The sequence below is a fragment of the Pseudomonas sp. KCJK9058 genome (assembly GCF_046230975.1).
In the GTDB taxonomy this organism is placed as follows: Bacteria; Pseudomonadota; Gammaproteobacteria; order Pseudomonadales; family Pseudomonadaceae; genus Aquipseudomonas; species Aquipseudomonas alloputida.
On record NZ_JBJJLR010000021.1, the window covers coordinates 13,708 to 29,699 of the forward strand.

Annotated in this window: 15 protein-coding genes; 5 read left to right on the forward strand and 10 right to left on the reverse strand. The window is 62.3% G+C overall.

The genetic code is table 11. The features are described from left to right. Positions 1 to 6 precede the first annotated feature (6 nt). The 4 genes from uvrY to ACK59Z_RS13410 form a co-directional block, all read right to left on the reverse strand. Positions 7 to 645, reverse strand: a complete 639-nt coding sequence (uvrY, locus tag ACK59Z_RS13395) for a UvrY/SirA/GacA family response regulator transcription factor (protein WP_003251380.1) — start codon at positions 643 to 645, stop codon at positions 7 to 9. Between the two features lie 63 nt (positions 646 to 708). Beyond that, positions 709 to 1,098 (reverse strand): helix-turn-helix domain-containing protein, encoded by a 390-nt coding sequence (locus ACK59Z_RS13400; RefSeq protein ID WP_108191250.1) that lies wholly within the window; start codon positions 1,096 to 1,098, stop codon positions 709 to 711. Positions 1,099 to 1,205: 107 nt separating this feature from the next. After that, a complete protein-coding gene (locus tag ACK59Z_RS13405; RefSeq protein ID WP_070095859.1) occupies positions 1,206 to 1,649 on the reverse strand; it encodes a GNAT family N-acetyltransferase in 444 nt (147 codons plus the stop codon). 10 nt (positions 1,650 to 1,659) lie between these two features. Further along, entirely contained in the window at positions 1,660 to 2,046 is a 387-nt protein-coding gene (locus tag ACK59Z_RS13410; RefSeq protein WP_070095834.1) for a DUF488 domain-containing protein, read from the reverse strand. A gap of 128 nt (positions 2,047 to 2,174) precedes the next feature. On the opposite strand from ACK59Z_RS13410, the gene ACK59Z_RS13415 reads away from it, so the two are divergent. Beyond that, on the forward strand, positions 2,175 to 3,791 hold the full coding sequence (locus ACK59Z_RS13415) for an inorganic phosphate transporter (RefSeq protein WP_108191251.1): 1,617 nt from the start codon (positions 2,175 to 2,177) through the stop codon (positions 3,789 to 3,791). Positions 3,792 to 4,118: 327 nt separating this feature from the next. Here ACK59Z_RS13415 and ACK59Z_RS13420 read toward each other — a convergent pair whose 3' ends face one another. The 3 genes from ACK59Z_RS13420 to ACK59Z_RS13430 form a co-directional block, all read right to left on the reverse strand. Continuing rightward, complete coding sequence (locus ACK59Z_RS13420; RefSeq protein ID WP_108191252.1) at positions 4,119 to 4,814, reverse strand: glutathione S-transferase N-terminal domain-containing protein; 696 nt, start codon at positions 4,812 to 4,814, stop codon at positions 4,119 to 4,121. 87 nt (positions 4,815 to 4,901) lie between these two features. Then, positions 4,902 to 5,399, reverse strand: coding sequence for a PaaI family thioesterase (locus ACK59Z_RS13425; RefSeq protein WP_003251394.1), 498 nt, complete (start codon positions 5,397 to 5,399; stop codon positions 4,902 to 4,904). Between the two features lie 57 nt (positions 5,400 to 5,456). Next, the gene (locus tag ACK59Z_RS13430; RefSeq protein WP_108191253.1) at positions 5,457 to 6,839 is read right to left on the reverse strand and encodes an amino acid permease; all 1,383 of its coding nucleotides are present in this window, start codon (positions 6,837 to 6,839) and stop codon (positions 5,457 to 5,459) included. A gap of 257 nt (positions 6,840 to 7,096) precedes the next feature. On the opposite strand from ACK59Z_RS13430, the gene gcvA reads away from it, so the two are divergent. Together gcvA and ACK59Z_RS13440 are read left to right on the forward strand one after the other, a co-directional pair. After that, positions 7,097 to 7,993 (forward strand): transcriptional regulator GcvA, encoded by an 897-nt coding sequence (gcvA, locus tag ACK59Z_RS13435; protein ID WP_003251398.1) that lies wholly within the window; start codon positions 7,097 to 7,099, stop codon positions 7,991 to 7,993. A 180-nt stretch (positions 7,994 to 8,173) separates the two neighbouring features. Further along, positions 8,174 to 9,424 carry an aspartate aminotransferase family protein gene (locus ACK59Z_RS13440; RefSeq protein WP_070095835.1) on the forward strand — a complete coding sequence of 417 codons (1,251 nt, stop codon included), beginning with the start codon at positions 8,174 to 8,176 and terminating at the stop codon, positions 9,422 to 9,424. Positions 9,425 to 9,427: 3 nt separating this feature from the next. Here the strand turns inward: ACK59Z_RS13440 and ACK59Z_RS13445 are convergent, their stop codons facing one another. Further along, a complete protein-coding gene (locus tag ACK59Z_RS13445) occupies positions 9,428 to 9,730 on the reverse strand; it encodes a hypothetical protein (RefSeq protein WP_012051778.1) in 303 nt (100 codons plus the stop codon). A gap of 246 nt (positions 9,731 to 9,976) precedes the next feature. Here ACK59Z_RS13445 and ACK59Z_RS13450 point away from each other — a divergent pair, with 246 nt between their 5' ends. Next, entirely contained in the window at positions 9,977 to 10,402 is a 426-nt protein-coding gene (locus tag ACK59Z_RS13450; RefSeq protein WP_409293192.1) for a hypothetical protein, read from the forward strand. 73 nt (positions 10,403 to 10,475) lie between these two features. Next, entirely contained in the window at positions 10,476 to 12,587 is a 2,112-nt protein-coding gene (gene fusA / locus ACK59Z_RS13455; protein WP_004576937.1) for an elongation factor G, read from the forward strand. 126 nt (positions 12,588 to 12,713) lie between these two features. Here fusA and ACK59Z_RS13460 read toward each other — a convergent pair whose 3' ends face one another. Further along, positions 12,714 to 14,156 carry a SulP family inorganic anion transporter gene (locus ACK59Z_RS13460; protein ID WP_108191255.1) on the reverse strand — a complete coding sequence of 481 codons (1,443 nt, stop codon included), beginning with the start codon at positions 14,154 to 14,156 and terminating at the stop codon, positions 12,714 to 12,716. Between the two features lie 83 nt (positions 14,157 to 14,239). Continuing rightward, positions 14,240 to 15,949: a S8/S53 family peptidase gene (locus tag ACK59Z_RS13465; RefSeq protein ID WP_108191256.1), complete on the reverse strand. Its 1,710-nt coding sequence runs from the start codon at positions 15,947 to 15,949 to the stop codon at positions 14,240 to 14,242. Between the last annotated feature and the right edge of the window lie 43 nt (positions 15,950 to 15,992).

Below are 15,992 nucleotides of genomic sequence, written 5' to 3' on the forward strand. Positions count from 1 at the left end.
GAGGTTTTACAGGCTTGCGTCAACCATACCGTGGCGAACGGCCAGCAAGGTCAATTCGACGTCGCTGGTGACCGAGAGTTTTTCAAAGATCCGATAACGGTAAGTATTGACGGTCTTGGGCGAGAGGCACAACTTGTCGGAGATGATCTGCACTTTCTGGCAGCCGACGATCATCAGGGCAATCTGGATTTCCCGTTCGGACAACGCGTCGAACGGAGACCCCTGCGGCTGGAACGGTTTCAGCGCCAACTGCTGGGCGATCTGCGGGCTGATATAGCGCTGGCCGGCAAAGGCCAGACGAATGGCCTGGACCATTTCGTCAAGGCCTGCACCCTTGGTCAGGTAGCCGGCAGCGCCGGCCTGCAACAAGCGTGTGGGGAACGGGTCCTCCTCGCACACCGTCACCGCCACTACCTTGATGTCAGGGTGGCTGCGCAGCAGCTTGCGGGTGGCCTCCAGGCCGCCGATGCCGGGCATTTTCACATCCATCAGCACAACGTCCGGTTTCAGCTCCCGGGCCAGTTTCAGCGCCGACTCGCCGGAATCTCCCTCACCCACCACCTGCAGGCCGTCGATGTCGGCCAACATGCGTGTAATACCGGTTCGTACCAGATCGTGATCATCGACCACTAAGACCCTAATCAAGCACACACCTCGTCAGCAGGGCGATTGGATCCCGCCACCTTAACAAAATTTTTCACGGTGGGCCTAACGCATTGCTTCCGTCAGAAACGACTGACGTTCGACTGTGAGAGGCCGCACTATTTGCCGGGGCTTGGCGTCGTTGGCCAACCGCTCCAAAAGGTGCAAGAGCGCCGCCTGATCATCCGAGCGCAATTTCCGAAAAGCCCCCAGCAAACCGGACTCATCCGTGTTCAAACCTTCGAGCGCTGCCGGGGTACGCAGGCCGCTGAGGACATACAACGCATCCACGCCCCGGGTCGCCAATGCCGCCAGGTAATCTAGCCGCGGCGTGCGTTCACCGCTTTCGTACTTGCCCTGAGCGTTGGGCTCGACGCCACCGATATCGCCAAATACACGCTGGGTCATACCCAGCCGCTCACGCTCTTCCCGCAGCCGTGGACCGATTCCGTTCATAGGGGCTTCTCCTTTTCCCTTATCCTCTCAAGTACGGCCTGCCCGCCTGCAGGCAGCCGTAAAGGTGCGGATCCACTATGCCCATGCTCTGCGGTCGCGACAAGCCATCATTTAGCTACTACGTTGATATCCCGCTGCATCCGCACAAAGCATTCGTCTTCACCCATTTCGATGAAGCCATGGCGCTGGTACAGCAGGCGGGCCGGGTTGCTGCGGAACACCATCAGCCGCAACAGAGGAAGGCGCCGCTGCCTGGCCCACAGCGCCAGTTCTTCCAGCACCCAGCTACCGACGCCCCGCCCACGGTGCTCAGGCAACAGGTGCAACTCGCGGATGAACAGCGCCTGGCGGTCCTGGCTGAGGCTGCAAAAACCCAACAGCGTATCGCCTTCGATCACCAGCCACTGCTCGCGCCAGCCCCAGGCCGCGTCGAAGGCGTCCTCGATCCACAGCAGGTCGTATTCACGGTAGTAGGGCAACATGGCGCGGCGCGTAAGGTCGCGGGCGAAGGTGCAGTGGATGTCTTGGGCGGGAATCAACTGTAAGAACATCGCATCGCACTCATTGGGCATAACAAACTGGCGAACTGCCAGGGCCACTCCTGTCCAGTTCGTTTTCCAACCAGTCGGCCAGCACCCGGGCATTGTTGTGCTCGCTGTCCTTGCCGGCATAAAGCAATGTCAGCGTCCCCTTCCTGGCCATGTCCAGCAGCGGGTACCAGTGTTCGGGGTGGGCCGCCAGCGCTTGCTGGTACCGCTGGGTAAAACCGGCGAAATCCACTTCACCCTGATGGAACGCCTTACGCAATTCATTCGAAGGTGCCACTTCGCGCAACCACTGCCCATGGAGGTCTTCCTTGCGTTTGTTGCGCGGCCAAAGGCGGTCGACCAGCACACGCTGGCCATCTTCATCCTCAACCGCATCATAGACACGTTTGCAGCGAATCATGGGCGTCTCCTGCCATTACCGTCCGTCTTGAGCCTAGATAATTCATTGATCGAGGTCACGGCCGGGTTACGAATTGTTTCTATGCTCAAGGCCTTCGGCACTTTCGCCCAACGCCAACCGGAGCCCCCATGGCAACCCCGTCAGTGGCCAGCAGCCCACTACTGGCCAAACACGACGCTCGCCCGCAGCTCTCCCACAAACCTGGGCGTGCCACCTTAACGTTGTTCTTCAGCCTGCTGCTGGCGGGTATCGCCTACACCGCCTGGAGCCTCAAGCAGGATGTGACCGCAAGCGGTACGGTCATCACCACGGCCACACCGTTCCTTCTGCTGGGCCTGGCGCTGGTGATTGCCCTGGGCTTCGAGTTCGTCAACGGCTTCCACGACACCGCCAACGCGGTAGCCACCGTGATATACACCCATTCATTGCCGGCGCCGGTAGCGGTGGTGTGGTCTGGGCTGTGCAATTTCCTGGGCGTGCTTTTTTCCAGTGGCGCGGTGGCCTTCGGCATCATCGCCTTGCTACCGGTAGAACTGATTCTACAGGTGGGTTCTTCGGCCGGCTTCGCCATGGTCTTCGCCCTGCTGCTGGCGGCGATCATGTGGAACCTTGGCACTTGGTGGCTGGGCCTGCCGGCATCGTCCTCGCACACCCTGATTGGCTCGATCATCGGCGTGGGCGTGGCCAATGCGCTGATGCATGGGCGTGACGGCACCAGCGGCGTGGACTGGGCCCAGGCCAGCAAGGTGGGTTATGCCCTGCTGTTCTCACCGCTGATCGGTTTTGCTTGTGCAGCCCTGCTGCTGCTGGCCCTGCGCGCGCTGGTCAAACGCAAGGCGCTTTACCAGGCACCGGAAGGCCAAACACCGCCACCGTGGTGGATCCGCAGCCTACTGATTCTGACCTGCACCGGGGTCTCTTTTGCCCACGGCTCCAACGATGGCCAGAAAGGCATGGGGCTGATCATGCTGATTCTGGTCGGCACCCTGCCGATGGCCTATGCGCTGAACAAGACCATGCCCAACGCGCAGGCCCTGCAGTTTTCCGCCGTCGCCGAGGTGACCCGCCAGGCACTGGTGCGCAGCAACCCGCAAGCGGCCCCGGCTGACCCGCGCCAGGTGCTTACCCTGTTCATTGCCGAGCCCAAGGCCAGCCCGCACCTGGTACCGGCATTGGCGGCGCTGACCGGGATGATCGGCGAAGAGGTCAAAGGCTATGGCTCGCTCAACCGCGTACCGGCTGAAGCCATGGCCAACGTGCGCAACGACATGTACCTGACCAGTGAAGCCATCCGCCTCATGGAGAAAAACCACCTGGTGACATTCGATGCCGACACCCGCAGCCAAGTGCTGTTGTTCAAGGCCCAGCTGGACGACGCCACCCGCTATATTCCGTTGTGGGTGAAGGTGGCTGTAGCCATCGCGCTCGGGTTGGGGACCATGGTTGGCTGGCGGCGTATTGTGGTCACGGTTGGCGAGAAGATCGGCAAGACCCACCTCAGCTATGCCCAAGGCGCATCGGCCGAAGTGGTGGCGATGTGCACCATTGGCGCGGCGGATATGTTCGGGCTGCCGGTGTCGACCACGCATGTGCTGAGTTCGGGGGTGGCCGGCGCCATGGTGGCCAATGGGTCGGGGATTCAGAAACGCACTTTGTTCAATCTGCTGATGGCCTGGGTGCTGACCCTGCCAGCGGCAATGCTGTTGGCTGGCAGCCTGTACTGGCTGCTGAACCACATCTTCTGAACCCTTACGCCGCCTTCTGTAGGAGCGGGTTTACCCGCGAATACGGTAGCGGCGGCAACGGTGAACGGCGGGTGAAAATTGGCCAGCAGGGCCGGCCCTTTCGCGGGTAAACCCGCTCCTACACGACGGCCTGCGCCCAATCTCCGGCATGCGTCCACCAACGTGGTAGGAGCGGGTTTACCCGCGAATACGGTAGCGGCAGCAACGCTGAACGGCGGGTGGAGATTGGCCAGCAGGGCCGGCCCTTTCGCGGGTAAACCCGCGCCTACGGGCGACCGCGCAGGCCTTTCAACGTTTGCACAAGGCAGTTGTCCCTACACAGGTTGATCAGCCCGGGATTCTCAGGCCACGCTGCACGGCTGGCCGTTCGAGGAAATTCGCCAGCACGCGCTGCACTTCCTTGAACTGGTCGAAGCCCACCAGGTCACGGGCGTTGTAGCGCTCCACCAGGTTGCGCACCCAAGGGAAGATGGCGATGTCGGCAATGCTGTATTCCTCTGCCATCCACTGCCGACCTTTCAAATGCCGATCCAGCACGCCCAGCAGCCGCTTGGACTCGTTGACATAGCGGTCGCGCGGGCGCTTGTCTTCATATTCCTTGCCCGCAAAGAAATGGAAGAACCCGACCTGGCCGAACATCGGCCCGATGCCGCCCATCTGGAACATCAGCCACTGCAGAGTCTGGTAGCGCTGGGCGGGGTCCTGGCTGAGCAGCTGGCCGCTCTTCTCCGCCAGGTACTGCAAGATCGCCCCCGACTCGAACAGCGGCAGCGGCTGACCGCCCGGCCCGTTCGGGTCGAGGATGGCGGGGATCTTGTTGTTCGCGCTGAGCGAGATGAACTCGGGGCTCAATTGGTCATCGTTGTCGAAGCTGACCTTGTGCGCCTCGTAAGCCAAGCCGATCTCTTCGAGCATGATCGACACCTTCACCCCGTTGGGCGTCGGCAGCGAGTACAACTGCAGGCGTTCGGGATGTTTGGCGGGCCATTTGCGGGTAATGGGGAAAGCACTGAGTTCGGTCATGATCAACCTTGCCAAGGGAATGAACCTGTCACTCTAGAGACATCCCCAGCCGCTGACCATCACCGACCACTCATCAGCGTTGGCAGCTCAGGCCTGGCCGTGGGCCTTAAGCTTGAGCTTTTCGGTATCGACGCGGACAAACACGGAGTCGGCCGTCACCGTCAGTACATCCTCTGCCCAGACTTCGCAGATGACCCGGCTCTTGCGCCCCACTTCGCCTTCGACACGCGCCTTGAGCAACAGCTCGACGCCCATCGGCGTAGGTTTCAGGTAGGTCAGGTTGAGCGTGCCGGTAACGCAGTCGATACGCGGCAGGCTGCCCGGTTCTCGGCCTTCGTTACGGTAGTGGTAGGCCATCGCCGTCCAGTTGGAGTGGCAGTCGACCAGCATCGCCAGCAGGCCACCGTAAACCAGGCCAGGCCAGCCAATGAAGGTGCTGTCGGGCGAGTGCCGGCACACCAGGTGAACACCGTCGGCGTCCCAGTGGCTTTGCAGGTGCAGGCCGCTGGGGTGGGAACAGCCGCAGCCATAGCAAGTACCCTCAGGGGCCGCGAGGGCTTGAAGGGAAAGTGTGTGATCAGTCATACGCTTCCTGTGCTTGTTGGAATGGGGGCGCGCAACGCCCCCATTAAAGCAGAAACATCAGACCGTCTGGGCAACCATCTTCGTACGCCGCTGAGTCAGCGAAACCAGCAGGATGAACGCGGTCACCCCGGCAGTCATCAGCGTCTCATAGCGGTAGGCATCGCTGAACAGCATGTAGCCCAGCACCATGACGATGGTGCCGATCACCAGCCAGGTCAGCCATGGGAACAGCCACATCTTCAGTTCCAGCGAGCGCCCTTCACGCTCGGCACGGGCACGCATGCGCAGCTGCGACACGGCAATGACCAGGTACACCAGCAAAGCGATGGCGCCAGTGGTCGACAGCAGGAAGCCAAACACCTTGCCCGGGAACACATAGTTGACGAGGCAGCCAGCGAAACCCGCCAGGGTCGAGAAGATCACTGCCACGGTCGGCACGCCGGAACCGGAGATGCGCTTGGTCACGCTCAGCGCCTGGCCACGCGCGCCAAGCGAATAGAGCATGCGCGACGCCGTGTAGAGCCCCGAGTTCATGCAACTTGTCACCGCCACCAGCACCACCAGGTCAACCAGCAACTTGGCGCCCGGCACGTTCAGCACTTCCAGTACACGCTGGAACGACCCTACTGCTTTCAGCCCGGGGTCGTTCCAGGCCACCAGCGACACCACCAGGAAGATCGACGCCAGGTAGAAAATGGCGATGCGGTACACCACAAGGTTGGTGGCGCGGCGAATCTTGTCTTTCGGGTTGGCGGTTTCGTCCGCCGCGATGGTGACAATTTCGGCACCGAAGAACGAGAAGATGGTGATCAGCACGCCCCCAAGCACCGTCCCGAACCCATTGGGCATGAAACCACCGCTGTCCCACAGTCGGCTGACCCCGGAGACCTCGGCCAGCGGCCAGAAACCGAACACCGCCAAGGTGCACACCCCGATGAAGCCAATGATCGCGACCACCTTGACCAACGCGAACCAGTACTCGAAAGCACCGAAGTTCTTCACGCTGACCAGGTTGGTGCCCGACAGCACCAGCATGATCAGGAAGGCGAACAGCCAGGACGGCACGCCAGGGAAGTAGGCATGCAGGATGTCAGCACCGGCAATGGCTTCCACCGGAATGATCAACACCCAGAACCACCAGTACAGCCAGCCAATGGTAAAGCCCGCCCAAGGCCCGATGGCCTCCGAGGCGTAGGTGGAAAAAGAGCCGCTGTTGGGGTTTGCGATGGCCATTTCACCCAGCATGCGCATCACCAGCAAGACCAGCAGGCCAGTCATGGCGTAGGAGATGAGGATGGCCGGGCCGGCGGTGGCAATGGCGTTGGAGGACCCGATGAACAGCCCGGCGCCGATGATGCCGGCAATGGAGATCATGGAAACCTGACGGGAAGTCAGGCCGTGCTGCAGTGAGCGCTGTTTCTTGTTGTCTTGCGAAGCCATGAAGAACCCTCGAATGGGTCGGCCGCAGCAAAGCGGCTGAAGGTCTGAGCAGAATTCTTATAAATTTCTGATGTGTGTTGTTGTTGTTTTTTGCAGATGACCGAAGCGGGTATTGACCTCCTCTTCGCATGACCGGTTGTAATCGTTGATCCAGGTCAGTATTAATCTATAGGCCGGGGTCAACAAACGACCTTTTCGAACCACATAATTCCTTTATGGAATGAACTCCTTCCTTTTTTGCTCGGTATTCGCCCGTCATGTCCAAACGCCTGATGCCTTCGACCACCGCCCTTCAGTGCTTCGAAGCGGCCGCCCGCCACCTCAGCTTCACCCGCGCGGCCCAGGAACTGCACCTGACCCAGAGCGCCGTCAGCAAGCAGGTCGCGCAGCTTGAGGACATGCTTTCGCACTCGCTGTTCCAGCGCATTCGCCGGCGCCTGCACCTGACCCCGGCCGGCGCGCTGTACCTCACCGAAGTGAACAAGATCCTCACCCAGATCGACATATCCAGCCGCTACATCCTCAGTTACGGCGACGAAACCGAAGTGCTGCGCATCGCCACCCAGCCGACCTTCGGCGCCCGCTGGCTGGTGCCCCGGCTCAAGGGTTTTGGTGACCGCTACCCACGCATTCACCTGGATGTGCGCAACGAGCTGGAGCCATTCGACCTGGTACAGGCCAAGGCTGACGTCGCCTTTTTCTTCGGGCAGGGCACCTGGCCCGGGGCGACCTGCATCGAGTTGTTCAGCGAAGAAGTGGTGCCGGTGTGCAGCCCGCAACTGCTGGCCAGCCACCGTTTCGACAGCGCCCAGGCATTGACTGAGCACCGCCTGTTGCAATGCGTGTCGCGGCCGGAGGCCTGGCATGAGTGGTTCCTGGGGCTTGGGTTGCATAGCCAGAACAGCTACCACGGGCCGCGCTTCGACACGTTCTACCTGTGTATCCGCGCGGCCATCTCCGGCTGCGGCATAGCCCTGATTCCCCGCTATCTGGTGGCCGAAGAGCTGAGCGAAGGCAAGCTGGTGGTGGCCTGGGACCACCCTGTGGCAAGCAACGGGAGGCACTTCATTGCGCATGCCGAGCATGCGGCCGAAGTGCCCAAGATCAGGGCCTTCGTGCAGTGGATCCGGGAGCGGGTGGCTGAAGGCGATTGATTTGACCTGCCGTGGCCTCTGGTAGGAGCGGGCTTGCCCGCGAAGAGGCCGGCACAGCCAACCCAAAAAACCGGCCAGATCACGAATCCATGGAATGATCGCAATCGAATAATTCGTTTGCGGAATAACCCGCCGACACGCTTGGATAATAAGAAACTCGAACAAGGTCCGCGTGCCCCCATGAACCAGGAAAGTATCAGCCAATCCATTGCCATCGTTCACCCGATCACACTTTCCCATGGCCGTAACGCCGAAGTCTGGGACACTGACGGCAAACGTTACATCGACTTCGTCGGCGGTATCGGCGTGCTCAACCTGGGCCACTGCAACCCCGATGTAGTCGAGGCCATCCAGGCTCAGGCCACCCGCCTGACCCACTACGCCTTCAACGCGGCCCCTCACGGCCCGTACCTGGCCCTGATGGAGCAACTGAGCCAGTTTGTGCCAGTCAGCTACCCACTGGCCGGCATGCTCACCAACAGCGGCGCGGAAGCGGCGGAAAACGCCCTGAAAGTGGCCCGCGGCGCCACCGGCAAACGCGCCATCATCGCGTTCGACGGCGGCTTCCATGGCCGCACCCTGGCCACCCTGAACCTCAATGGCAAGGTCGCCCCCTACAAGCAGCGGGTCGGCGAACTGCCCGGGCCGGTGTATCACCTGCCCTACCCTGGCGCGGATACCGGAGTTACCTGCGAGCAAGCGCTCAAGGCCATGGATCGCCTGTTCAGCGTCGAGCTGGCCGTGGAGGACGTCGCGGCGTTCATCTTCGAGCCGGTGCAGGGTGAAGGCGGCTTCCTTGCCCTGGACCCGGCCTTCGCCCAGGCCCTGCGCCGCTTCTGCGACGAGCGTGGCATCCTGATCATCATCGACGAGATCCAGTCGGGCTTCGGCCGCACCGGCCAGCGCTTCGCGTTTCCGCGCCTGGGTATCGAGCCCGACCTGCTGCTGCTGGCCAAGAGCATCGCTGGCGGTATGCCGCTGGGTGCAGTGGTCGGGCGCAAGGAATTGATGGCGGCGCTGCCCAAGGGCGGCCTGGGTGGCACCTATTCGGGCAACCCGATTGCCTGTGCGGCGGCCTTGGCCAGCCTGGCGCAGATGACCGACGAAAACGTTGCAACCTGGGGTGAACGGCAGGAACAGGCCATCGTCAGCCGTTATGAGCGCTGGAAGGCTTCGGGCCTGAGCCCGTACATCGGCCGCCTGACCGGCGTGGGCGCCATGCGAGGGATCGAGTTCGCCAATGCCGATGGCAGCCCGGCACCGGCACAACTGGCCAAGGTGATGGAAGCGGCCCGCGCCAAGGGCCTGCTGCTGATGCCCAGCGGCAAGGCGCGGCACATCATTCGCCTGCTGGCGCCGTTGACCATCGAGGCCGAGGTGCTCGAGGAAGGGCTGGATATCCTCGAGCAGTGCCTGGCAGAACTGAACTGAGGCTTACAGGCCGAGTTCTTCCGGGGTAAGCATGTCGGACTCGAAGGCGATCCAGCCGCCTTCCAGTTCGGCATGGCCGTTGACGATCGGGCCGTAATAGGTCAGGCCGTTCTCCAGGGTCACGCAAATGTGCGTGGCCGGTTTCTCAGGGGCCGCGAGCGTACCGACGAAATGCACCTTCTTCAGGGTTTCGGTCACCGCTTCCAGGCCCACGCGCATCTTGGGGTTTTCCGAAGCCTCGGTATCTCCGCCACGGTCTTCGGCGCTGATGGTCACAGTGGCGATGTACGGGTACTTGGTGCTCAAACGGGGTTACCTCGGTGGGTGTATAGGCGTACGGGCGCGTAGAGTACGGCAGGCCGTCTCTGTTGTCTCTACTGGCCTCTTCGCGGGCACGCCCGCTCCCACAGCGATCGCATGTTGCTTGGGGTATGCAGGGCACCTGTGCGGGGCGTGTCTGCCTGGGAAGAGCCGGGCCTGCAACAGGTGATCTGAATGCCCCGATCTGTTAGGGTGCCCGCCGATGCACGCCACACCACACGAGGATCCCGAGTGAGCGCCGAAGACCCCCTGATCGCCGACCTGTTCGAAGTCGACAAACGCCTGTCCCTCAAGCCCGTCGTGGACTTCAACAGCTACCTGCGCAATGCCTTCGGCGAGGGCCCATGCCGCTGCCACCGCTGCGTAGAAGGCGCCGACCAAAGCACCTACAGCCACGCGCACAACTTCACCTTCGAAGGCCGCCAGTGGCACCGCCGGTTCGCCACCACCGCCGGCAGCGACGTCGCCCAGGTGTTGAAAAAAGCCTGGCTGTCGTACACCAAGTCTGATCTCAACCTGGTCGGCGCGCTGGACCTGACCACCCTCAAGACCTTCACCGAGGCCGCCCTGCACACGCGCCTGCTGGCCTTGCTGCCGGCCAGCGGCCTGGCCCGTGAAGTAGATGGCCAGTGGATGCTGCAAGCCCAGGCCGACTGACGGCCCGGTGGCAGGGCAGGATTCCACCGGTCTGCTAACTTGGTGGAATCCGTCCACCCACAGGTAGTCCGCCATGGCCCGCACAACGCCCATCGAGCTGTACCGCAATATCGGCATCGTCGCCCACGTGGATGCCGGCAAGACCACGACCACCGAGCGGATCCTGTTCTACACCGGGGTCAACCACAAGATGGGCGAAGTGCACGATGGCGCGGCGACCATGGACTGGATGGCCCAGGAGCAGGAACGCGGCATCACCATCACCTCGGCGGCGACCACAGCGTTCTGGCAAGGCTCGACCAAGCAGTTCGCCCACAAGTACCGTTTCAACATCATCGACACCCCAGGCCACGTCGATTTCACCATCGAGGTGGAGCGCTCATTGCGCGTGCTCGATGGCGCGGTCGTGGTATTCAGCGGCGCGGACGGCGTCGAGCCGCAGTCCGAGACAGTCTGGCGCCAGGCCAACAAGTACCACGTGCCACGCTTGGCCTACATCAACAAGATGGACCGCCAAGGGGCCGACTTCCTGCGCGTGGTCAAGCAGATCGATCAACGCCTGGGGCACCACCCGGTGCCCATCCAGCTGGCCATCGGCAGCGAAGAAAACTTCATGGGCCAGATCGACCTGGTGAAGATGAAGGCCATCTACTGGAACGATGCCGACCAGGGCACCAGCTACCGCGAAGAAGAAATCCCCGCCGATCTGCAGGCGCTTGCCGACGAATGGCGCGCGCACATGATCGAAGCAGCCGCCGAGGCCAATGACGAACTGCTCAACAAGTTCCTCGAAGGCGAAGAGCTGAGCGTCGACGAAATCAAGGCCGGATTGCGCAAACGCACCATCGCTAACGAAATCGTGCCGACCATCCTCGGCTCCTCTTTCAAGAACAAGGGCGTGCCGCTGATGCTCGATGCGGTAATCGATTACCTGCCCGCCCCCTCGGAAATTCCTGCCATCCGCGGCACCGACCCGGACGATGAAGAAAAGCACCTGGAGCGGCACGCCGACGACAAAGAGCCGTTCTCGGCACTGGCTTTCAAGATCGCCACCGACCCGTTCGTCGGCACCCTCACCTTCGCCCGCGTTTATTCCGGCGTGCTCAGTTCAGGCAATGCGGTACTCAACTCGGTCAAAGGCAAGAAGGAACGCATCGGCCGCATGGTGCAGATGCACGCCAACCAGCGCGCAGAAATCAAGGACGTGTGTGCCGGCGATATCGCCGCGCTGATCGGCATGAAAGACGTGACCACTGGTGACACCCTGTGCGACATGGACAAGCCGATCATTCTCGAACGCATGGACTTCCCCGACCCGGTGATTTCCGTCGCAGTAGAGCCGAAAACCAAGGCCGACCAGGAAAAAATGGGGATCGCGCTGGGCAAGCTGGCCCAGGAAGACCCCTCATTCCGCGTGCGTACCGATGAAGAGACTGGCCAGACCATCATCTCGGGCATGGGCGAGCTGCACCTGGATATCATCGTCGACCGCATGCGCCGCGAGTTCAACGTCGAGGCCAACATCGGCAAGCCGCAGGTGGCCTACCGGGAAAAAATCCGCAATACCTGCGAGATCGAGGGGCGTTTCGTGCGCCAGTCCGGTGGCCGTGGCCAATACGGCCATTGCTGGATCCGTTTCGCCCCCGGTGATGAAGGCAAAGAAGGCCTGGAGTTCATCAACGAGATCGTCGGCGGCGTGGTACCCCGCGAGTACATCCCGGCAATCCAGAAGGGTATCGAAGAGCAAATGAAGAACGGCGTGCTTGCCGGCTACCCCCTGATCAACCTCAAGGCCGCCGTGTTCGACGGCTCGTACCACGATGTCGACTCCAACGAGATGGCCTACAAGATCGCCGCGTCAATGGCCACCAAGCAGTTGTCGCAGAAAGGCGGCGCAGTGTTGCTGGAGCCGGTGATGAAGGTAGAGGTGGTGACGCCCGAGGAATATCAGGGCGACATCCTCGGCGACTTGAGCCGACGTCGCGGCATGATCCAGGACGGTGATGAAACACCGGCTGGCAAGGTGATACGTGCCGAAGTGCCGCTGGGTGAAATGTTCGGCTACGCCACCTCGATGCGCTCGATGACCCAGGGCCGGGCCAGCTTCTCGATGGAGTTCACCCGCTATGCCGAGGCCCCGGCGAGCATTGCCGATGGCATCGTCAAGAAGAGCCGCGGAGAGTAAGTGGTTCTCCTGTGCCGGCCTCTTCGCGGGTAAACCCGCGCCTACAGGATAGCCGCAGGCCCATTGTGCGCCCCCCTGTAGGAGCGGGTTTACCCGCGAAGAGGCCGGCACAGGCCACAATCAAGCTCAGTGCTGCTCGCCCGCCCGCTTCAACAGCTTCTTGCACCGCTCGGACAAATGCACCACGCGCAAATGCTTGCCCGCCCTGGCATAGCGCTCGCGCAGGGTTTTCAGCGCCGCAACCGCCGAATAGTCGACAAAGCTCAAATGCTGGCAATCCAGCGTGACCTGGGCCGGGTCCCCGGCCGTGTCGAACTGGTTGAGGAACGAGGTGGTCGAGGCAAAGAACAGCGTGCCATGCAGTTGATAACGCTTGCCGCCCTCCGCGTCCTCATGGGTGTCGGCATACAGCTCCCGCGCATGCTGCCAGGCAAAGTTGAGCGCCGCGATGATGATACCGAACAGCACTGCCATGGCCAGGTCGGTCAGCACCGTGACCACAGTCACCGCAACGATCGCCAGCACATCATTCACCGGCACCTTGTGCAACACCCGCAACGACGCCCAGGCAAAGGTCTGCTGGGCCACCACGAACATCACCCCAACCAGCGCCGCCAGGGGAATGCGCTCGATCAGCGGCGACAGGAACAGCACGAACAGCAGAATCATCACCCCGGCCACTACCCCCGACAACCGGCCCCGGCCATTGGAGCTGAGGTTGATCACCGTCTGCCCGATCATCGCGCAGCCGCCCATGCCGCCGCACAGGCCCGACACCATGTTCGCAGCGCCCAATGCCACACACTCGCGGTCCGGGAAGCCACGGCTCTCGGTGATTTCGTCGGTCAGGTTGAGGGTGAGCAGGGTTTCCAGCAGGCCAACCATGGCCATCAGCACCGCGTAGGGGGCGATGATCTTCAGGGTTTCCAGATTCCAGGGCACCTCCGGCAGCGCCAGCCCCGGCAGGCCGCCGGCGATATGCGCCATGTCGCCCAGGGTGCGGGTAGGCAGCCCGAGCACGTACACCAGCAGGCCAACACCGAGGATCGCCACCAGGGCCGGCGGCACCGCACGGGTCAGTTTCGGCAGCACATAAACCACCGCCATGGTCAGCGCGACCAGGCCGATCATCAGGTACAGCGGCGTGCCACTGAGCCAGTGTTCGCCGTCCTTGAAATGCTCCAGCTGAGCCATGGCGATGACGATGGCCAGGCCGTTCACGAAGCCAAGCATGACCGGGTATGGCACCAGGCGCACCAGTTTGCCCAGACGCAGCAGGCCGAACAGGATCATCACCACACCGCCCAGCAGCACCGTGGCCAGCAGGTACTGCACGCCGTGCTGCACCACCAAGGCGACGATCACCACCGCCATCGAGCCGGCAGCGCCTGAGATCATCCCCGGCCGCCCGCCGAACAGCGCCGTCAGGGTACAAATGATGAACGCGCCATACAGGCCCATCAGCGGGTTGAGATGGGCCACCAGAGCAAAGGCGATGCACTCGGGGACCAAGGCAAACGAGGTAGTGAGGCCGGCGAGCAGGTCGGCGCGTAGTCGGGCGGGCTTCATGGGCTTCCTGTGGTGCAGTCCTGACGGACGTTAGAAAAACGAGGGGCGCGATGTTACGGAATTTGTCTGACAGCGGCCACCGCTCAACGCACCCGCTCCAGGCTCTGCACGGCCAGGTCCAGCGCACGCTGCATGTCCAGGCGCGCCGAACGGCCCAGGTCCGGGTCGTTCAGGCGGCCACCACGCTCTGAGGGCAGGATCGGCGCCGTCAGGTCTTCGGCATCCATCGCTTCAAAATCCTGTTCGGCGCCCAGGGTCAAGGCACTGCGCCGCAACAGCATGCGCACCTGTTCCGGGGTAAGTGCCGGGTTGATCGACAGCATCGTCGCCACAGTGGCAGTCACCAAGGGTGTTGCGTACGACGTGCCGCAATGCGCAGCCTCGGCAGACACTGGGCGTATGCAGGCAGCAGCACTGACGTCCACGCGCATGTCGATATTGGAACTGTGACGCTTGCGCACGTGATTGTGGGCTTCAACTGCCGTAGCCTTGTCACTGCGCTGATGCCCGCCCACCACCAGCAATTGCTCGGTGATGAATGACGAAGGCAGGCGATACTCATCGGTCCCCGACCAGGACGCACCATTGCCCGCCGAATTCACCACCACCACATCAGGGTGCTCCTTGCGCAGCCAGAGGAAGAACTCCTCAAGTAACTCCTCGTAGCCACTCATTGCCAGCCCGGAGCGCACCAGCGAATCGACCTCATCACCCTTCACATTGCGTGCCCCGACCCGGTGAATGCCCCAACTCCAGTTCAGCACCCGCACGCCATCTTCGACCAGGTTCACCGAGGCAGCGATGTTGGCGGTGATACCGGCATCCGAGTTGCGCTCTACCACCACCTCGAAGCCAGGGCTGTGCTTGCCCAGCCCTGGCAAAAAGCCCTCACCCTGCGCAGCGAGAATGCCTGCGACATGGCTGCCGTGGCTTGCCGGGCGATCACCGTCGCGAGCGAAGAGGCATGTCTGGCCTCGTTCGCAGCCCCCTCGATAATGGCTGAACCCTGGGGTGTCAAAGTCCACTTCGCGCTCGATTACCCCGACCCGCACGGGCTTCACCGGCAAGCCAGATGCGGCAATCCGGCGCCGGTAGAAATACAGCGCGTCCATGAAGCGGTTGGCGGCCCATTCGTCCGCCTGGTCGATGGCCCGGGTGCTGCGCCCATTGCCCTCCTCCCCGCGCTCGGGGCCGGACTCTTCGACAATCACGGCATCCACGCTGACTTCACTGCCCATGCGCAGGACCATCGCATCGCGCTGCACCAGGTCCTCTACCGGCAAGCGCAGCTGGTAGACATTCAGCGGCGGTATGGCACCGACAACCTGGGCGCCGTATTTGCCGGCGATGCGCCGGGCCTCGTCGAGGCCGTCGTATTTTTCTTCGATCAACAGGCTGACCAGATCGACATAGGTGGTCAGGCCATCCATGTTCTTCGCCACTTCATCGGGCCCTGCGGCGATCACATGACTGCGTTGGCGGGTCAGCCATACCGGGTTGCTGGTGCGGCCGCCATCGGCCAGCCAGAGCGGGGCGCTGCGCTGGGCTTGTCTCGCCAGTTTCAGCGTTAGCCGGTCACCCTGGCGCTCGATATCGGCTTCTGACAGCCGCGTACCGCCGAGCCATACCGTTGGCAGATTTGCCCGGAGCCCTTCGGCACGCAGGCACCATCGCTGCTGGCTATCGCTGAACAAGTCGCCGCAACGCTGCAGCTGCTTGATGCGCAGCGTGTCCGCTGCAGCCTGTGCACCAAGACTGCAAAGCCATAACAGCAAGATCAGGACACCCTTCATGCAATCACCCCACGCGCTCCCTGTGAGTGCGACTTACGGGGCA